General features: G+C 51.7%; 15 protein-coding genes. 1 reads left to right on the top strand and 14 read right to left on the bottom strand.

From position 1 onward, the window contains the following. Window positions 1-7: 7 nt before the first annotated feature. From lolE to lolC, 3 genes are read right to left on the bottom strand one after another with little or no spacing between them, the layout of a single operon-like run. Window positions 8-1,252, bottom strand: a complete 1,245-nt coding sequence (lolE, locus tag BIY29_RS04160; RefSeq protein WP_121573933.1) for a lipoprotein-releasing ABC transporter permease subunit LolE — start codon at window positions 1,250-1,252, stop codon at window positions 8-10. After that, window positions 1,252-1,959 carry a lipoprotein-releasing ABC transporter ATP-binding protein LolD gene (lolD, locus tag BIY29_RS04165; RefSeq protein ID WP_121573890.1) on the bottom strand — a complete coding sequence of 236 codons (708 nt, stop codon included), beginning with the start codon at window positions 1,957-1,959 and terminating at the stop codon, window positions 1,252-1,254. The genes lolE and lolD overlap by 1 nt, the downstream gene beginning before the upstream one ends. Next, window positions 1,952-3,154, bottom strand: coding sequence for a lipoprotein-releasing ABC transporter permease subunit LolC (lolC, locus tag BIY29_RS04170; RefSeq protein WP_121573891.1), 1,203 nt, complete (start codon window positions 3,152-3,154; stop codon window positions 1,952-1,954). Before lolC ends, lolD begins: the two co-directional genes overlap by 8 nt. A gap of 137 nt (window positions 3,155-3,291) precedes the next feature. Here lolC and mfd point away from each other — a divergent pair, with 137 nt between their 5' ends. Next, on the top strand, window positions 3,292-6,741 hold the full coding sequence (mfd, locus tag BIY29_RS04175) for a transcription-repair coupling factor (RefSeq protein ID WP_121573892.1): 3,450 nt from the start codon (window positions 3,292-3,294) through the stop codon (window positions 6,739-6,741). Window positions 6,742-6,878: 137 nt separating this feature from the next. Here the strand turns inward: mfd and BIY29_RS04180 are convergent, their stop codons facing one another. From BIY29_RS04180 to BIY29_RS04230, 11 genes are all read right to left on the bottom strand, one after another. After that, window positions 6,879-7,781, bottom strand: a complete 903-nt coding sequence (locus BIY29_RS04180) for a hypothetical protein (protein WP_121573893.1) — start codon at window positions 7,779-7,781, stop codon at window positions 6,879-6,881. Window positions 7,782-8,167: 386 nt separating this feature from the next. Beyond that, the gene (locus BIY29_RS04185; RefSeq protein WP_121573894.1) at window positions 8,168-8,707 is read right to left on the bottom strand and encodes a glycine zipper 2TM domain-containing protein; all 540 of its coding nucleotides are present in this window, start codon (window positions 8,705-8,707) and stop codon (window positions 8,168-8,170) included. 347 nt (window positions 8,708-9,054) lie between these two features. Continuing rightward, a complete protein-coding gene (locus BIY29_RS04190) occupies window positions 9,055-10,359 on the bottom strand; it encodes an NAD(P)/FAD-dependent oxidoreductase (protein ID WP_121573895.1) in 1,305 nt (434 codons plus the stop codon). Between the two features lie 272 nt (window positions 10,360-10,631). Further along, complete coding sequence (gene ycfP, locus BIY29_RS04195) at window positions 10,632-11,174, bottom strand: alpha/beta hydrolase YcfP (RefSeq protein WP_121573896.1); 543 nt, start codon at window positions 11,172-11,174, stop codon at window positions 10,632-10,634. 56 nt (window positions 11,175-11,230) lie between these two features. Then, on the bottom strand, window positions 11,231-12,259 hold the full coding sequence (nagZ, locus tag BIY29_RS04200; RefSeq protein WP_121573897.1) for a beta-N-acetylhexosaminidase: 1,029 nt from the start codon (window positions 12,257-12,259) through the stop codon (window positions 11,231-11,233). A 66-nt stretch (window positions 12,260-12,325) separates the two neighbouring features. After that, a complete protein-coding gene (gene thiK, locus BIY29_RS04205) occupies window positions 12,326-13,183 on the bottom strand; it encodes a thiamine kinase (RefSeq protein WP_121573898.1) in 858 nt (285 codons plus the stop codon). After that, window positions 13,164-13,745 carry a penicillin-binding protein activator LpoB gene (gene lpoB, locus BIY29_RS04210; RefSeq protein ID WP_121573899.1) on the bottom strand — a complete coding sequence of 194 codons (582 nt, stop codon included), beginning with the start codon at window positions 13,743-13,745 and terminating at the stop codon, window positions 13,164-13,166. Before lpoB ends, thiK begins: the two co-directional genes overlap by 20 nt. A 21-nt stretch (window positions 13,746-13,766) precedes the next feature. Further along, a complete protein-coding gene (locus BIY29_RS04215) occupies window positions 13,767-14,138 on the bottom strand; it encodes a YcfL family putative periplasmic lipoprotein (RefSeq protein WP_121573900.1) in 372 nt (123 codons plus the stop codon). 4 nt (window positions 14,139-14,142) lie between these two features. Next, a complete protein-coding gene (hinT, locus tag BIY29_RS04220; protein ID WP_121573901.1) occupies window positions 14,143-14,496 on the bottom strand; it encodes a purine nucleoside phosphoramidase in 354 nt (117 codons plus the stop codon). A 244-nt stretch (window positions 14,497-14,740) separates the two neighbouring features. Continuing rightward, window positions 14,741-16,174 (bottom strand): PTS glucose transporter subunit IIBC, encoded by a 1,434-nt coding sequence (ptsG, locus tag BIY29_RS04225; protein ID WP_121573902.1) that lies wholly within the window; start codon window positions 16,172-16,174, stop codon window positions 14,741-14,743. A 315-nt stretch (window positions 16,175-16,489) separates the two neighbouring features. After that, window positions 16,490-17,287, bottom strand: a complete 798-nt coding sequence (locus tag BIY29_RS04230; RefSeq protein WP_121573903.1) for a metal-dependent hydrolase — start codon at window positions 17,285-17,287, stop codon at window positions 16,490-16,492.

The raw sequence follows: 17,287 nt of genomic DNA on the forward strand, positions 1-17,287 counted from the left end.
ACGCAACTTACTGCCCGCTCAACACCCGTGCAGGATCAATCCGGCTGGCGCGCCGCGCCGGATACCAACTGGCGATCAAACTCAGCAGCAGTGCAGTTGCCAGCACGCTGATAACGTCTATCACTTGCAACTCTGACGGCAGAAAATCGATGAAATAAATATCGCCCGATAAGAAACGATGACCGGTTATCGATTCAATACCGCGAATAATGTTGGTCAACTGCAACGTTGCGATCACGCCGACAACAACACCGATCACGCTGCCCAGCAGTCCTGCAAGCAGGCCATACCAGACAAATATAGCCCGGATCAGCCCGTCCGCAGCGCCAAGTGTGCGTAGCACGGCAATATCACTGCTTTTATCTTTTACCGCCATCACCAGCGTTGAAACGATATTAAAGCAAGCCACGCCAATCACCAGCACCATCGCCAGATACATAATGGTGCGCACCATCTGGATATCACGATACATATAGCCATAGGTGCCGATCCAACTGCGAATAGAGACATAGGCATTGGTGACCTCACCCGCGTCCCGCACCAGTTTATTGGCCGTAAATACATCCGCGGCTTTAATCGCAATCCCCGTTACGCTCTCCCCCATATCCAGATATTGCTGCGCATCCGCCAGCGGCACCAGCGCCAGACTGTGATCAAGCTGACCGCTGAGTTGCAAAATACCGCTGACATGCAGGCGGATACGTTTCGGCTGCATCAGCTTCATTTGCGGATCACTATTGGGGATCATCACCGTCACCCAATCGCCTTCATTGACGTTGAGCGCTTTTGCCACCCCCTGACCGATAATGACCTGCTGCTCCCCGGCACGGAATCGCTGCCACGCATTATTCATCACAAAACGGGGTAATGCACTGAGCTGGCTCTCCTGCCGCGGGTCAACGCCTTTCATCTGAATGGCCCGCAGATTGGCGCCATTTTCCAGTAGGCCGGTAAAATTAATATAGGGTGCCGCCGCCGCAACGCCCGGCACCTGCTCGACTTTGGACAAAATCGTCCGCCAGCCGTCAAAGGGTTGATTAACCGGTTCAATTTCACCGTGGGGAACCACTGCCAGGATCCGATTATTCAACTCGCGTTCGAAACCATTCATCGCGCTTAAACCGACGATCAGTACCGCGACCCCCAGTGCAATACCTACCGTCGAAATAACCGAAATCAGCGAAACCATGCCGCCGCGCCGCCGACCACGGCTGAAACGCAGGCCAATCAGCAGGGAAAGCGGAGGAAACATCATTGCGGCGCTCCCATAAGCGTCAGTTCCTGCTGCAACTGACCATCACGCATTTCCAACTGACGGCTCAGGCGTCCAGCCAGTTGTAAATCATGGGTAACAACCAGAAACGCCGTCCCCTGGCGGGCATTTAATTCACCCAGTAGTTCAAAAATCGTATCCGTCGTTCGCTGGTCAAGGTTGCCGGTCGGCTCATCCGCCAAAACCAGTGACGGGCTATTCACCAGCGCTCTGGCGATAGCGACGCGCTGACGCTCCCCGCCGGACAACTCCGCCGAGCGGTGATGACTGCGCGCCGCCAACCCAACCGCCGCCAGCATGTCGTGCGCTTTTTGCTGTGCCTGCGATACCGGTACATGACCGATCAACAATGGCATGGCCACATTTTCCAGCGCGGTGAAATCCGGCAGCAAATGGTGAAACTGGTAAATAAAACCCAATTCCTGGTTGCGCAGCGCAGACTTATCTGCCGCTGAAAGCTGGTTTATCTGCTGCCCTTTAAAGACGACTTCACCGGAAGTTGGCGAGTCCAGTCCGCCTAATAAATGCAATAATGTACTCTTGCCGGAACCAGAGGTGCCGACAATCGCCATCATTTCCCCGCTGCGCATTTCAAAGGAGACATTGCGCAGGACATCCGTTGACAGTTTGCCTTCCTGATAGCGCTTGCACAGGTTATTGCACTGCAACAGCAGTAAATCATTCATAACGTAAAGCCTCAGCGGGTTGAACGGCGGCGGCGCGCCATGACGGATACAACGTGGACAACAGGGCAATGATCATGGCGGTCAGCGCGATGGTGACAACCTGCAACGGTTCTATCGCCACCGGCAATGCCGCGCCGTCAAGCAATAATCCCAGCATTGGCATCAGAGTATTTAACTGGCTGGCCAACAGAACACCTAAAACCGCGCCTAAAAATGCCCCGACGATCCCGGCACTTCCCCCCTGCACCATAAATACCGCCATGATCTGACGTTGGGTGAGTCCCTGCGTTTGCAGAATAGCGACCTCGCCCTGTTTTTCCATCACCAGCAAGCCCAGTGAGGTAATGATATTGAATGCGGCAACGGCGACGATCAGACTCAACAGCAGCCCCATCATGTTTTTTTCCATCCGTACCGCCTGAAATAACTCGCCTTTGCGCTCACGCCAGTCTTTCCAGACCAGTCCTTGCGGCAATGTCTGGCTGCTCAACGTATCCACAGCCAGCGGTTGTTCGAGCCACAGACGCCAACCGGTAATATTGCCTGCCGGATAGCGCATCAACCGTGAGGCATCCTGCTGATTGACCAGCAACTGATAGCCATCCACCTCACTGCCGGCGGAAAATGTACCCGCAACGGTAAATAACCGCTGGCTGGGGATACGCCCCATCGGTGTGAGCTGGCTGGCGCTGGGCACCATCAGACGTAGTTGTTCACCTGGTTTTACCCCCAGTTGAGCCGACAGTTGCCCACCGAGAATGACCTGATATTGCCCCGGCTGTAGCTGCCGTTGCTCTACATTCACCAGATAGCGCGACAACGGTTCCGGGTCATCCGGGTTGATGCCCAGCATGACGCCCACGGCGACGCTGCGTGCGCTTTGCAACACTACTTCTCCGGTGGTTAACGGCGCCAGGCGGGTAATGCCCGGTAGAGAGTCCAGAGACGACGCGGGTTGGGTCTGTGGGTCAAGCGATCCCTGTGGAGTGGTAATCAACGCCTGTGGCATCAACCCCAGGATAGTGTTCTCCAGTTCACGCTCAAAGCCATTCATGACTGACAGCACAGTTACCAGCGCCATCACCCCAAGGGTGATGCCAATGGCCGATAACCAGGAGACAAACCGCCCAAAGCGGTCTGATGCTCGGCCACGCATATAACGCAAGCCAATAAATAATGCGACAGGTTGATACATGAAATCCGTCTGGATATGGTTGCCAAAGCAAAGTGATCAAGGATAATAAAGGGTAGTACCGCTTTATGGAACCCTAACACCCTCACTCTCCGGCTTTTTCTTAGCGGATACCGGGGTCGAGACCTGATAATCAGATTATGCCTGAAAAATATCGTTATTCGTTGCCGCTCAAATCGGGTGAGCAACGCCTGCTGGGACAATTAACCGGTGCAGCCTGTGCCGTAGAATGTGCACAGATTGTCGACCGCTACGCCGGGCTGGTCATCCTTATCGCCCCTGATATGCAGAACGCCTTACGTCTGCGCGACGAAATTCAGCAACTCACCGAACAGACCGTTACCACCTTGCCTGATTGGGAAACGCTGCCTTACGACAGTTTTTCGCCCCATCAGGAAATTATTTCCAACCGGCTTGCCACCCTGTATCAGCTACCGTTAATGGATCGGGGCGTGCTGATCCTGCCGGTCAACACGCTAATGCAACGAGTTTGCCCGCATAATTTTTTGCACGGCTATGCGCTGATGTTGAAAAAAGGCCAGCATTTGTCGCGTGACAAGCTGCGTTCTCAACTGGAACAGGCCGGTTACCGCAGCGTCGACCAGGTGATGGAACACGGAGAATACGCGACACGCGGCGCGCTGCTGGATCTTTTCCCAATGGGGAGCGAAGATCCTTACCGGATTGATTTTTTTGACGATGAAATCGACAGTCTGCGGCTTTTTGATGTCGATACACAACGGACATTAAATGAAGTGCCGCAAATCAATCTGCTGCCCGCCCACGAATTTCCGACCGATAAAAACGCCATCGAACTGTTCCGTAGCCAGTGGCGCGAACAGTTTGAAGTCCGTCGTGATGCGGAACACATTTATCAGCAGGTGAGTAAAAGCGCCTGGCCCGCCGGTATTGAATACTGGCAGCCGCTGTTTTTCAGTCAGCCGCTGCCATCGTTGTTCAGCTATTTCCCTGATAACACGCTGCTGGTCAACACCGGCGATATCGAACAGGGCGCCGAACGTTTTTGGCAAGATATTCAACAACGTTTCGAAAGCCGTCGGGTTGATCCCATGCGGCCACTACTGCCACCGGAGTCGCTATGGCTGCGCGTTGACTGCCTGTTCTCCGAGCTTAAAGCGTGGCCGCGGGTACAGTTGCGAACCGATACGCTGCCGGAAAAAGCCGCCAATGTGAATCTTGGCTATCTGCCATTGCCCGATTTGGCCATCCAGCACCAGCAGAAAGCGCCGCTGGATACCTTGCGCCGCTTTATCGAACAATTTGACGGGCAGGTTATTTTTTCTGTCGAAAGCGAGGGCCGCCGCGAAACCCTGCAAGATCTGCTGGCGCGCATCAAGCTGAACCCCACGCCTATTGATCATCTGGATCAGGCAAAAAGCAACGGCGTCCATCTGATTATCGGCGCCAGCGAGCATGGTTTTATTGATACGATCGGCCAGCGGGCACTGATTTGTGAAAGCGATTTGCTGGGTGAACGGGTCAGTCGGCGGCGGCAGGATAACCGGCGAACGATTAATACCGACACCTTGATCCGTAATCTGGCGGAACTTCGTCCAGGTCAGCCGGTGGTGCATCTTGAACACGGCGTGGGGCGCTATGTCGGATTAACCACGCTGGAGGCGGGCGGCATTAAAGCCGAATATCTGATTCTGACCTATGCCGGAGAAGATAAACTTTACGTACCGGTTTCCTCACTGCATTTGATCAGCCGTTATGCTGGCGGCGCTGACGAAAGCGCGCCGCTGCACAAGCTCGGCGGTGATGCCTGGTCACGCGCACGGCAGAGAGCCGCCGAAAAAGTGCGCGACGTAGCCGCCGAGTTGTTGGATGTCTACGCCCAGCGCGCCGTAAAAAGCGGTTTTGCCTTTAAGCATGACAAAGGCCAATATCAGCTTTTCTGCGAGAGTTTCCCTTTTGAAACCACGCCCGATCAGGCGCAGGCCATCAATGCGGTACTGAGCGATATGTGTCGGCCGCTGGCGATGGATCGCCTGGTGTGCGGCGATGTGGGTTTTGGTAAAACCGAGGTGGCGATACGTGCCGCGTTCCTGGCGGTGGAAAACCATAAACAGGTGGCCGTTTTGGTGCCGACCACCCTGTTGGCGCAGCAACACTACGACAATTTCCGCGATCGTTTTGCCAACTGGCCGGTTAAAATCGAAATGATCTCCCGTTTCCGCAGCGCCCGCGAACAAACGCAGATTCTGGCAGAAACACAGGAAGGCAAGGTTGATATTCTGATCGGCACCCATAAGCTGTTGCAGAATGATGTCCACTGGCGCGATTTGGGTCTGCTGATTGTGGATGAAGAGCACCGCTTTGGCGTGCGGCATAAAGAGCGGATTAAAGCGATGCGCGCCAATGTGGATATTCTTACCCTGACCGCCACACCTATCCCGCGCACGCTGAATATGGCCATGAGCGGTATGCGCGATCTGTCGATTATCGCCACCCCACCGGCGCGCCGTCTGGCGGTGAAAACCTTTGTGCGGGAATATGACAATCTGGTGGTGCGCGAGGCCATGCTGCGTGAAATCTTACGCGGCGGTCAGGTTTACTATCTCTACAACGACGTGGAAAATATCGAAAAAGCCACGCAACGCCTGGCCGAACTGGTGCCGGAAGCGCGAATCACCATCGGCCACGGCCAGATGCGTGAACGCGATCTGGAACGGGTGATGAATGATTTCCATCACCAGCGCTTCAACGTGCTGGTGTGTACCACCATCATTGAAACCGGTATTGATATCCCCAGCGCCAATACCATTATCATTGAGCGCGCCGATCATTTCGGGCTGGCGCAATTGCACCAGTTACGTGGCCGTGTCGGGCGCTCACATCATCAGGCCTATGCTTACCTGCTGACGCCTAACCCCAAAGCAATGAGCACCGATGCGCATAAACGTCTGGAAGCTATCGCCTCACTGGAAGATTTGGGCGCGGGCTTTGCGCTCGCCACACACGATCTGGAAATACGCGGCGCCGGCGAACTGCTGGGGGAAGACCAAAGCGGGCAAATGGCCAGCGTCGGCTTCTCGTTGTATATGGAGTTGCTGGAAAGCGCCGTTGAAGCGCTGAAAGCCGGTCGGGAGCCATCACTGGAAGACCTCATCAGCAACCAGACAGACGTTGAACTGCGTTTACCGGCCCTGCTGCCAGAGGATTTTATCCCTGACGTAAATACCCGTCTGTCCTTTTACAAACGTATTGCCAGTGCGAAACAATCGCATGATTTAGAAGAACTCAAAGTCGAGCTTATCGATCGTTTCGGTCTGTTGCCGGATGCCACACGGCATCTGTTGCAGATCGCCGAACTGCGTCAGCAGGCCCGGCTGCTGGGAATAAAACGGATTGAAGGCAATGAAAAAGGCGGATTTATCGAATTCAGCGAACAAAACCGCGTCGATCCGGCCCACCTGATCGGGCTGCTTCAGCATAATCCAGGTACTTACCGATTAGATGGACCGACGCGCCTGAAATTCATTAAGGACTTAAGCGCCCGCCCACAGCGCGTTGAGTTCATCAAGACGCTACTGACCAATATGGCCCAGCATACGCTGGCGGCGTAAGGCATAACCACCACGGAACGTCTTTTCCCCTCCTGAATACGGGAGGGTTTGTTTATCGGAATCCCGCCAAAACCAACTTCAACTTATCCCCGCCCCATTCGGCCATCAGCCCGTGCCGAGCATAGCCTATTGTCATCTTAACTATTGCGATCAATTTTCAGATAAAAATCGTCATTCAACAATTGATAGTTCGACAAACGAGGAACCGGCCCGTAGTTATTTCGATCGTAGATATATTCGTTATTTCCATTTCTTTCAAATACAACCGCATGACGAGTACTACTGGTGCCCACCGACACAATGGCTAAATCAGGAAGATCTTTCCAGTCGACACCCTTCTGTCTGTGTCTGGAGGATGTAACTCCCAGGGAGTTAAGAATTTTTTTCGCATCTTTTAACCTTAATCCGGGGCTATAGGTGTGGAAACCCACCAAATCTGCCGCCTCTGCACGTGCTTTTTCATAAGACACGCCAGCCACCGTAGCTATACAGGACAAAACGCATCCCTGCTCCATCCCTCTTCCAGGGTCAAAACCTAGCGAAGGGCTATGCGATGGAGCGCTGCTGGTCGGCCCATACGATGAAAAGCTACTGAGTGGCGGCTGAATTACGACAACAAAGCCTTGTGCAAGATGACTCAGATTACCATAGTCAGGCATGGCGGCCATCCTGGTTGCAGGATGCGGCGCTTGTGGCTGGGGATATTGAAATCTGCTGGCACTATTGTAAGCGCTGGCTGGCTCATCACTTACAGCCTGCGTATGCTGTGGCGCGGCGTTTTTAGCTGCTTCGCATAATTGATTGTATGCATTTACGTTATAAAACACCGGGTCCAGATTACCATAGCCAGGAGTGGCGGCCATCCTGGTTGCAGGATGCGGCGCTTGTGGCTGGGGATATTGAAATCTGCTGGCATTATTGTAAGCGCTGGCTGGCTCATCACTTACAGCCTGCGTATGCTGTGGCGCGGCGTTTTTAGCTGCTTCGCATAATTGATTGTATGCATTTACGTTATAAAACACGGGATCTATATTGAACACTTGACGGCTCCTTAAAAATCGTTGTCCTAAAAATGACCAATCCAAACTTATTAATTGAGATAACATCCGTACAACACTTGCTGTGTTTGTAATTATGGTGGCCCGAATTGGTATTGGGTTCCGCAGAGAATAATAAAGTCCCCACCTTTTTATATGGCGTGGCCAGTTCAAGGTAATTATCGGTTTTGGCTATGAAGCAGCCACCTGTTCCGTGGTGATGATGAATGCGGACATATGCCGCAGGAAAAGCATTCGCCCTGTTATTCTCACTACAGAGGAGGGTTGTTTTGCGCTATACCGCGTGAAGGGAGGATGGCGGTCTTTCTCCCGCTCAGGCCAAATACCGGAGGGGAGAAAGACAAACGTTAAGACGATGGAGTTATCAATCAGCTCTGTTGATTAAGAATCAACTGACCATTTCTATCCACCGGAATTTGTGTTCCAGGATCGCGATCCATACGGATTTTTCCCTGCTGATCGCCAATTTGGTAGGTGACGTCATAACCCAATACTTTCTGCGACTTGTCGTACACCGTCTGACAACGCTGCTGTGTCGTGGTGTAAGTATCGTTTTCCTGCATACCGCCTTGTACCTTATTGCCGGCATACCCCCCCGCTAAAGCACCGGCGACCGTCGCCACATCCTTGCCGCGTCCACCGCCGAACTGGTGGCCCAGCACGCCACCGGCCACCGCCCCCAGCACCGATCCAGTGATTTTATGTTCATCCTGAACCGGGCGACGATTAGTGACAGTAACGTTACGGCACTCCTGACGAGGGGTTTTAACCGTTTCTTTTATTGGTGTTGCTGTAAGCACCTGCGCAAACTGCGGTTTAGATGAAAAAACGTCCATGCTCGCCACAGTCGCCACACCCAACGCCGCAGCCACACCGATACCAACACCCGCTAACATTGATTTGTTCACAGGATACCTCCCGAATGTTTTCCCACGCATTCCCCATCTGCGATACCGCGTTGATCAGGACTCACATCAACGGGTGGATCCGATGGCTTCTCCTGAATACCAGGTATTCACGATGTGCGACGTGCGTGCTACGTCGCCAATTAACAGTGAAAAGTCTGCACAATGTCGATGACCCTCGCAATAAGACTAATTAACCAAATATGTCATTCTGATAACAAAAAATCATCATTTGAGAATTATCTTAACAGGAACGGCTAATAAGCGATATTTTCTACTGGCTGGAGAGCTGATAGGCAGTGCGGAATAAAAGCGCCTGTGCAGGGACAGGCGGTGGAGAAATCACAGTGTCAGTGCAATTTAAGACGAGGACGAATAACCCGGTTGATACCGCCAACCAACATCATCAGACCCGTTTTCACATAGCCATGCAGTGCAATCTGGTGCATACGGTACAGCGAAATGTAGACAATACGGGCAATGCGCCCTTCAACCATCACGGAGCCACGCATCAGATTGCCCATCAGGCTGCCAACCGTACTGAATTTAGACAGCGAAACCAGTGAACCATGATCTTTATACACATAGGGTTTCAGCGTCTGTCCACTCAATAACGCCAATATGTTCTTATGGCAACGTGACGCCATCTGGTGAGCAGCCTGCGCACGCGGCGGTACAAAACCACCGCCTTCCTGCGCACAGGAAGCACAGTCGCCAATGGCAAAAATATTGGCATCGCGCGTCGTCTGCAAGGTAGGCTCAACGACTAACTGATTAATACGGTTGGTTTCCAGACCGGCAATATCTTTCATGGCGTCCGGCGCTTTAATTCCGGCGGCCCACACCATCAGATCTGCATCAATAAACTCGCCATCTTTAGTATTTAGTCCACCTGGTTCAGCGCTGGTTACCATCGTTTTCGTTAAGACCCTGACGCCGATATTCGTCAGCTCCTGGTGCGCAGCCGCAGAAATGCGCGGTGGCAATGCAGGCAAAATACGTTCACCGGCTTCCACCAGCGTCACATTCAGCGTGTCTTTATCCAGGCCGTCAAAACCATAGCTGTGCAGTTGCTTCACCGCGTTATGCAGTTCCGCCGAGAGTTCAACCCCGGTGGCACCACCGCCCACAATAGCAATATTTACCCGCTCTTTTTCATCCGTATTGGCCGTGAATTTCAGGAACAGATTCAGCATTTCATTATGGAAACGTCGCGCCTGTTTCGGGTTATCCAGGAAAATACAGTGATCTTTTACCCCTGGCGTACCGAAGTCATTGGAGGTACTGCCTAATGCAATGACCAGAATGTCATAAGGGATTTTACGGGCTGCAACCAACCGTTCACCCTGTTCGTCACAGATTTCAGCCAGTTGAATATGCTGCTGCTCACGGTTGATATCCGTCAGCATTCCCAGTTGAAACTGGAAATAATGATTACGGGCATGAGCCAGATAGCTCAATGCATCCATATCGTCATCCAGCGATCCGGTTGCAACTTCATGCAGCAACGGCTTCCACAGATGACTGTGATTGCGATCCACCAGCGTAACTTCCGCTTTTTTCTTACGACCTAACGTGTGACCCAGACTGGTTGCCAGTTCGAGTCCACCGGCTCCCCCGCCGACAATAACGATTTTTTTGGTTGGCAATGTCAAAATGACCCCCTAAATTGTGACCCAATAGTTACCAAAAAGTAAAAAATAATATCTTTAATTACATATGGTTAACGTAAATTAAATTCAATATCTACGGCAAGAATAGCATGTCAGGTCATTTGGTCATACCAAAATTGATATATATCAATTTATTTTCAGTTTGCCGATTTGACTGTCTGACATTTCATTTATATCTGAGTTAGTTAGCGGGTTTTTGACTGGGCAGTTACGTGACAACGTCACTGAAAAAGCAGAAAATAGCAGATTGACGTTTAGCCCAGCGTTTTAAATGCTTTTATGCGTTGCAGGTGGGGAGAGATATTTTTGAATTTATGCGTCTGGATATCATCCCAGACAATTTCATAATAGTTAGCCAACGCCTGCGCACTGCGCTGACTATCGAGCATTTCATCCTCGCGGGATAACACAACCAGGCACCGATCACGATTTTTCTCACGAAAATTGTCGACGCATTTGGTTGCAATATCCAAATATTCTTCAGGGCGATCGATTTTACCGACCATATTTTCCTGCGGGTAAAGGTTGGGATTGAAAATCACCTGTCGTACCCCACACAGAAAACCTATCCGTTCAGCCCAGAAACCGCCAAGCCCGACACCACATATCAGCGGACGTTCGTCATCAACCTGCTGAATTATTTTATCTACCTGCTTCAATAGGTGTTGCATATCATGACGCGGATGGAGGGTGCTGTAGCTCAATAACCGGACGTCATCATCGATGAATTCAAGCTGCAACACTTTCTCATGGTTACCGGGACTGGTCGAATCAAAACCATGTAAGTAGATAATCATCTGTATCCTCACCCCTGTTTTTGATACACCGTATCGCATACGGTGTACCGGAGAACCTATTTCCCGCTGTCTTTCTGCCCTTGCCAGCGCTCACTGAGCGTCGTAAGCGCCTGATTAGCCTGCTTCCAACGTGGCGAATCCAACAACTGCCGACGGGAGAATGAACCCTGATGATATAAGCTGGTCAATTGTTCCGCTTTGACCGGGGACAGGTTATCCAAAACGCTTACCGCGCCGTCCCGGTGATTACAAACCAGAATCATGTCACACCCCGCATCCAGCGATGCCTGCGCCCGCTCTGGATAGCCGCCCATCACCGCCGCGCCTTCCATAGACAGATCATCTGAAAAGATGATGCCATTGAAGCCCAATTCCTGCCGCAGTATCTGCTTTAGCCAGAACGGCGACCCACTGGCCGGACGGGGATCGACTTCGGTATAGATCACATGGGCGGGCATAACCGCATCCAACTGCTGTTGCTGAATCAATTCTCTGAATATCAGCATATCATGGGCGCGGATTTCATCCAGCGACCGGGGATCGTGCGGCGTCTCTTTATGTGAGTCTGCGCTGACCGCGCCATGACCGGGGAAATGTTTACCTGTCGCTTTCATTCCGGCGCTGTGCATTCCGGTAATGAAATGTTGGGCTATCATTAATGCTTTCTCAGGCTGTGCGTGGAATGATCGCTCGCCTATCGCGGCACTTTGGTGGCCAATATCCAACACCGGGGCAAAACTGATATCAATATCCATCGAGATCATTTCCGCCGCCATCACCCAACCAGCCTCTTGCGCCAAACGGCATGCTTCAGGTTCGGCATTCAACGCGGCAAACGCCTGTGCAGCCGGCAAGCGGGTAAACCCTTCACGGAAACGCTGAACTCGCCCGCCTTCCTGATCGACCGCCACAACCAAACGCTCGCCTGATGCTGCTCGCATCTGGCGCACCAGTTCGCGCAACTGTTGCGTATCATGAAAATTCCGGGTGAATAAAATGACCCCGCCGACCAGCGGGTGGGCTAACACTTCTCGATCTTCTGCATCCAGCTCATAGCTGGCAACATCTAACATTACCGGGCCCACGCAAACCTCATTCGTTACTTAATGTTATTGATACGTTTTCCTGACTCTGTACTAACGCAAATACCCTCATTCCCCTACACCCAACTGCTGACGCAGCGGCGCCAGCGCTTGTAGAAATCTGTCCTGTTTTGTCTGCTGCCAGCGTATTTCGTACCACATCAACACCAGATAATCGACCCACGGCAGCCACTGCGTCACATGCTGTTGCAGGCCTGCGACGGAAAAGCCCGGACGCTGCTGCTGATAAGTTTGTAACAAGCGTAACTGCATTTCAGTATCCAGCTTATTGGCGCGAATAATAAACGCCATCTCCAGCGCAATATCGCCATCCGCCGCGTATTCCCAATCAATAAGCATCATCTTTTCATCTGTCAGCAGCAGGTTTTCCGCATGAACATCCAGATGCAGCGGCGCATAGGCCAGTATTTTGGGTAACCTCTGACGTTGAAAGTGCTGATGGAGCCGTAACAATGATGGCGAACGACGACGGTTGTCCATCTGTTGCCAATAACGGGCAAACAACGGCTTCAACGCCAACGGGTAACCGCTGCATGGTCGTTGATGAAGATGGGCAAGACAACGGGCCAGTTCGCCGTCACTCAACGCGTCAGAAAACTCCGCCGCCGTTGCCACACGTCCCGACACCCACTCGACAATCAACCAGCCGCTGTCCCACAGTAACGGACGTGGCCCCAGCCCAGCCATCTGCCGTAACAGACGAAACTCCCGCTGACGATCGGTGCCCGCCAGACGCCCAGCCGCGGACTGCGGTCGCGCCAGGGCGTCGAATCCCGGTGCGCTGATCCGCCAGCTTTCACTACTTAATCCGCTAATAAGGGAAAAATGAAAACCGGCGGACTCTGCCGCCGGAAAGTGCTTACTGATAATGTCGGTAAGCTGTTGTTTAATGTTGTACCGCACCATTACCCGACCACACAATTTCCCCGGTCTGAACCAACATCAACTGCATATCCAGTACCGGTGATTTCACATCGCCGCTTACATCGCTGTACAGTACATACTGTGCGCTGACATAGCGGGCTAACCCAATTGCCTTGCTGCGCGAACCCAGGCTGTCGTCAACCGACAGTCCCAGCGTTTGTTTAGCCGCAGCCATCTGTTCACGCGGCACCAACGTAAAAGCCCGACTGGCCGACAGCGCGTTGTACAGTGCACTATTGGCCTTCGCCGTCGGCAATGCCCCATTGGTATTATTTTTTACGCTATCCAGCAACAGGATACTGCCCGGCGTTACCCCTTCGGCTTTCAACATTTGAGCAACCAACGGATTAATGGTGGCATCCCAATTCAGCGTTAGAATTTTAGGCGGCGGTGGAACCTGTTCCCCCGGCGGTGGCGTTGGCGTTGCCGGAACCTGGGGTTCTACCGGTTCAATCGTCACAGGCGGTTCAGTAGGTTCTGGCGGTCGACTTGGACACCCTGTCAGCACCAACGCTGCCAGCACCACCCATAGATACTTTTTCATGTTTCCTCTCTCAACACACCATTATAAAAATAGATGAAGGCGAACCTGACGCGCATCAGGATTGCCGCGCGTTGAAAAAACGCTGACGTCCGTCTGAGGTGGGATCACAATGGTTTGTGCTTCTTCATAAGGTAATACATCCAGTCCACTGCCGTCATACCAATAGAAACGATAATGTACGCTGACAGGCTGTCTCGTATTGTTACTGATAACAGAGGACGCGCGTTTTTTATCGTTTAGTGTATCCAGTGAAGGATTACCAGCCGTAATACCTGCAGACAGCAGCGGCGCATCCAGCACCAGGGTTTGCCGCTGATTGATGGTAAGCACCGTGGGTGCGCTGCATCCGGCCAGCACAAACGTGATCAACAACACGGACAGATATTGATTCATCAGATTATGCCTGAAAGCCCAAAGGCCCTAATACGTGGCCGCCAAGCAAGTGCATGTGGATATGATAAACTTCCTGCCCGCCATGCCGGTTACAATTGATAATCAGTCGATAGCCATCGTCAGCAATACCTTCCTGTTGGGCAATTTTCCCGGCAACCGTAATCATCCGCCCCAGAGCGGCTTCATGCTCAGAGGTCGTATCATTAACAGTAGGAATCAATATGTTAGGTACGATCAGAATATGTATTGGCGTACGTGGCGTAATATCTCGAAAGGCTGTTACCAGTTCATCCTGGTAAACGATGTCGGCAGGAATTTCCCGGCGGATAATTTTACTAAAAATGGTTTCTTCAGCCATGATTGATTTCCTTTTAAAACAAGCGCGGATCAAAGTCGTGTATGCAGTATGAGTGACATATTCCGTTTCTTTCAACCATTACTGAATGATACTCGCTTATTGTACGTATAAAAAAGCCGGGCGCATTTTGCAACATCGCTTGCAGCGGCACGTAAGGTGCCGGGGTAGGAAAATCTGCTATAAAAAAAGGGGCTTCCGCCCCTCAGATCATTGACAAAGTTCTTTATTAGGGAAAGCGTACCGATCAGTGATTACGGATATAGTCGTCCATATCGGTTTTCAGGTTATCAGACTTAGTACCAAAAATTGCCTGAACACCGGAACCGGCGACAACCACACCAGCAGCGCCCAACTGTTTCAAACCAGCCTGATCGACTTTTGATACGTCACCCACGCTGACACGCAGACGGGTGATGCACGCATCCAGATTGGTGATGTTTTCTTTACCGCCAAATGCGTTAACCAGCGCGGCAGCCATCTCAGAACTTCCCTGAGTAACCTGTTCAGTGGAAGAATCTTCACGCCCAGGGGTTTTCAGGTTCAGCTTGGTAATCAAAACGCGGAACACAGTATAGTAAATCACCGCATAACCCAGACCCACGATCGGGAACAGCCATAGATTGCTGCCGTTTCCACTCAGTACGATGAAGTCAATCAAACCATGAGAGAAACTGGTGCCATCACGCATATCCAGCAGGATACAGATCGGGAACGCCAGACCAGCGAGAATCGCATGAATGACATACAGGATCGGCGCCACAAACAGGAAGGAGAACTCAATAGGTTCGGTAATCCCGGTAAGGAAAGAGGTCAGTGCCGCCGAAATCATGATACCGCCCACTTTGGCGCGATTTTCTGGTTTAGCGGAGTGCCAGATGGCGATAGCCGCCGCAGGCAGGCCGTACATTTTGAACAGAAAGCCACCAGACAATTTACCCGCAGTCGGGTCACCGGCCATATAACGGGGAATATCACCGTGGAACACCTGACCGGCAGCATTGGTGAACTCACCAATTTGCATCTGGAAAGGAACGTTCCAGATATGGTGAAGACCAAAAGGCACCAGAGAACGTTCAACCAGACCATACAGACCGAATGCCAACACCGGATTTTGATAAGCTCCCCATTGAGAGAACGCCTGAATCGCCCGCCCGACCGGTGGCCAGATAAATGACAGAACAATCCCCAGGATAATTGCAACCAGCCCGGAAATGATCGGCACAAAGCGTTTGCCAGCGAAGAAGCCGAGGTATTCTGGAAGCTGGATACGATAAAAGCGGTTAAACATATAAGCCGCTACTGAACCCGCTATAATACCGCCTAATACACCGGTATCCGCAAGGTGCTGCGCTTCAATCTCCGCTGCCGGCAAATGCAGAACCAGTGGAGCAACCACCGCCATGGTTTTCACCATAATGCCATAAGCTACAACAGCGGCCAGTGCAGATACACCATCGTTATTGGTAAAACCCAAAGCCACGCCGATGGCGAAAATCAACGGCATATTGGCAAAAACAGATCCACCGGCTTCCGCCATGACATGGGAAACAACCTCGGGTAACCAGCTAAAATTTGCCGCCCCGACGCCCAGCAGAATACCTGCAATAGGCAGTACGGATACCGGCAGCATCAGCGACTTACCTACTTTTTGCAGGTTTGCGAATGCATTTTTGAACATAATTGAGTGTGCTCCTGAGTAATAGTGCTTTTACTTCTGATATTTCATGTGCGCAAAGGTGGGGAGAAAACCCTTTACAGTTGAGGATGTCTTAGCACCCTTATAATTTTTACGCAGAGTAAAATAAATAGCGCGATCAATGTTTGACTGCTATCACGTTTCAATGAGCCAAACAGTCGAAACTGAGCATAAATTCAGCTTATTGGTGATATATCACTAAAAAATACCCATTCCCGGTGAGGAAAAACCAAACCAGGTTGTATATTCTTCGCCATTAATTACACAGCCCAAAAAAAACTCGGCTATTCTCAACCACTATGACGCAGTGGTCAACCGTGCCGGATCGATGTGGAACAATCGGGAGAAATTATCTGTCGTGGAAGCAGCCAAATTTTCCAGCGTTATGCCTTTCAGTACCGATAAATACTCGGCCACATCCCGGACGTAGGCAGGCTGGTTTTCCTGCCCCCGAAAAGGAACAGGCGCCAGCCAGGGGGAATCCGTCTCAACCAGCATACGGTCCAGCGGCACATAACGGGCCACATCACGTAATTCTTCCGCATTACGAAATGTGACAATGCCGGAAAATGAAATATAGAACCCCATATCCAACAGTGACTTTGCCGTGGCTAAATCTTCGGTAAAGCAATGCAGCACGCCGCCACACTTCTCTGCCCGCTCTTCTTTCAGAATAGCCAGCGTATCTTCTCGCGCACTCCGTGTGTGGACAATCACTGGCTTATTCAGATCGTTGCCAATACGGATATGTTCACGAAAAGAGGACTGCTGCTGTACTTTTGTCTCTGCCTGATAGTGATAATCCAGCCCTGTTTCCCCCATCGCCACCACCTGGCTGGCCGCAGCCAGTTGACGCAACTCGGCGTAATCATAGGGCTCACCCTGATTTAGCGGATGAACACCACAGGAGAAAGCAACATTATCCCTGCAGCCAATCAGTTCGGTCATGGCTCGGAATCCGGGCAGCGTGGTAGCGACAGCCAGAATAAAACCGACGTCACGGCTTTTGGCTTTATCCAATACATCAGAAACATCTTTATGTATTGACTGATAATCCAGCCCATCAAGATGACAGTGTGAATCAACTAACAACAT

The sequence above is a fragment of the Brenneria alni genome (assembly GCF_003666245.1).
Taxonomy (GTDB): Bacteria; Pseudomonadota; Gammaproteobacteria; order Enterobacterales; family Enterobacteriaceae; genus Brenneria; species Brenneria alni.

What these genes read in the sequence shown, in the direction of transcription:
- lolE (WP_121573933.1), bottom strand. Translation starts at nt 1,252, where the DNA reads ATGTTTCCTCCGCTTTCCCTGCTGATTGGCCTGCGTTTCAGCCGTGGT.
- lolD (WP_121573890.1), bottom strand. Translation starts at nt 1,959, where the DNA reads ATGAATGATTTACTGCTGTTGCAGTGCAATAACCTGTGCAAGCGCTAT.
- lolC (WP_121573891.1), bottom strand. Translation starts at nt 3,154, where the DNA reads ATGTATCAACCTGTCGCATTATTTATTGGCTTGCGTTATATGCGTGGC.
- mfd (WP_121573892.1), top strand. Translation starts at nt 3,292, where the DNA reads ATGCCTGAAAAATATCGTTATTCGTTGCCGCTCAAATCGGGTGAGCAA.
- ycfP (WP_121573896.1), bottom strand. Translation starts at nt 11,174, where the DNA reads ATGATTATCTACTTACATGGTTTTGATTCGACCAGTCCCGGTAACCAT.
- thiK (WP_121573898.1), bottom strand. Translation starts at nt 13,183, where the DNA reads ATGGTGCGGTACAACATTAAACAACAGCTTACCGACATTATCAGTAAG.
- lpoB (WP_121573899.1), bottom strand. Translation starts at nt 13,745, where the DNA reads ATGAAAAAGTATCTATGGGTGGTGCTGGCAGCGTTGGTGCTGACAGGG.
- BIY29_RS04215 (WP_121573900.1), bottom strand. Translation starts at nt 14,138, where the DNA reads ATGAATCAATATCTGTCCGTGTTGTTGATCACGTTTGTGCTGGCCGGA.
- hinT (WP_121573901.1), bottom strand. Translation starts at nt 14,496, where the DNA reads ATGGCTGAAGAAACCATTTTTAGTAAAATTATCCGCCGGGAAATTCCT.
- ptsG (WP_121573902.1), bottom strand. Translation starts at nt 16,174, where the DNA reads ATGTTCAAAAATGCATTCGCAAACCTGCAAAAAGTAGGTAAGTCGCTG.
- BIY29_RS04230 (WP_121573903.1), bottom strand. Translation starts at nt 17,287, where the DNA reads ATGTTGTTAGTTGATTCACACTGTCATCTTGATGGGCTGGATTATCAG.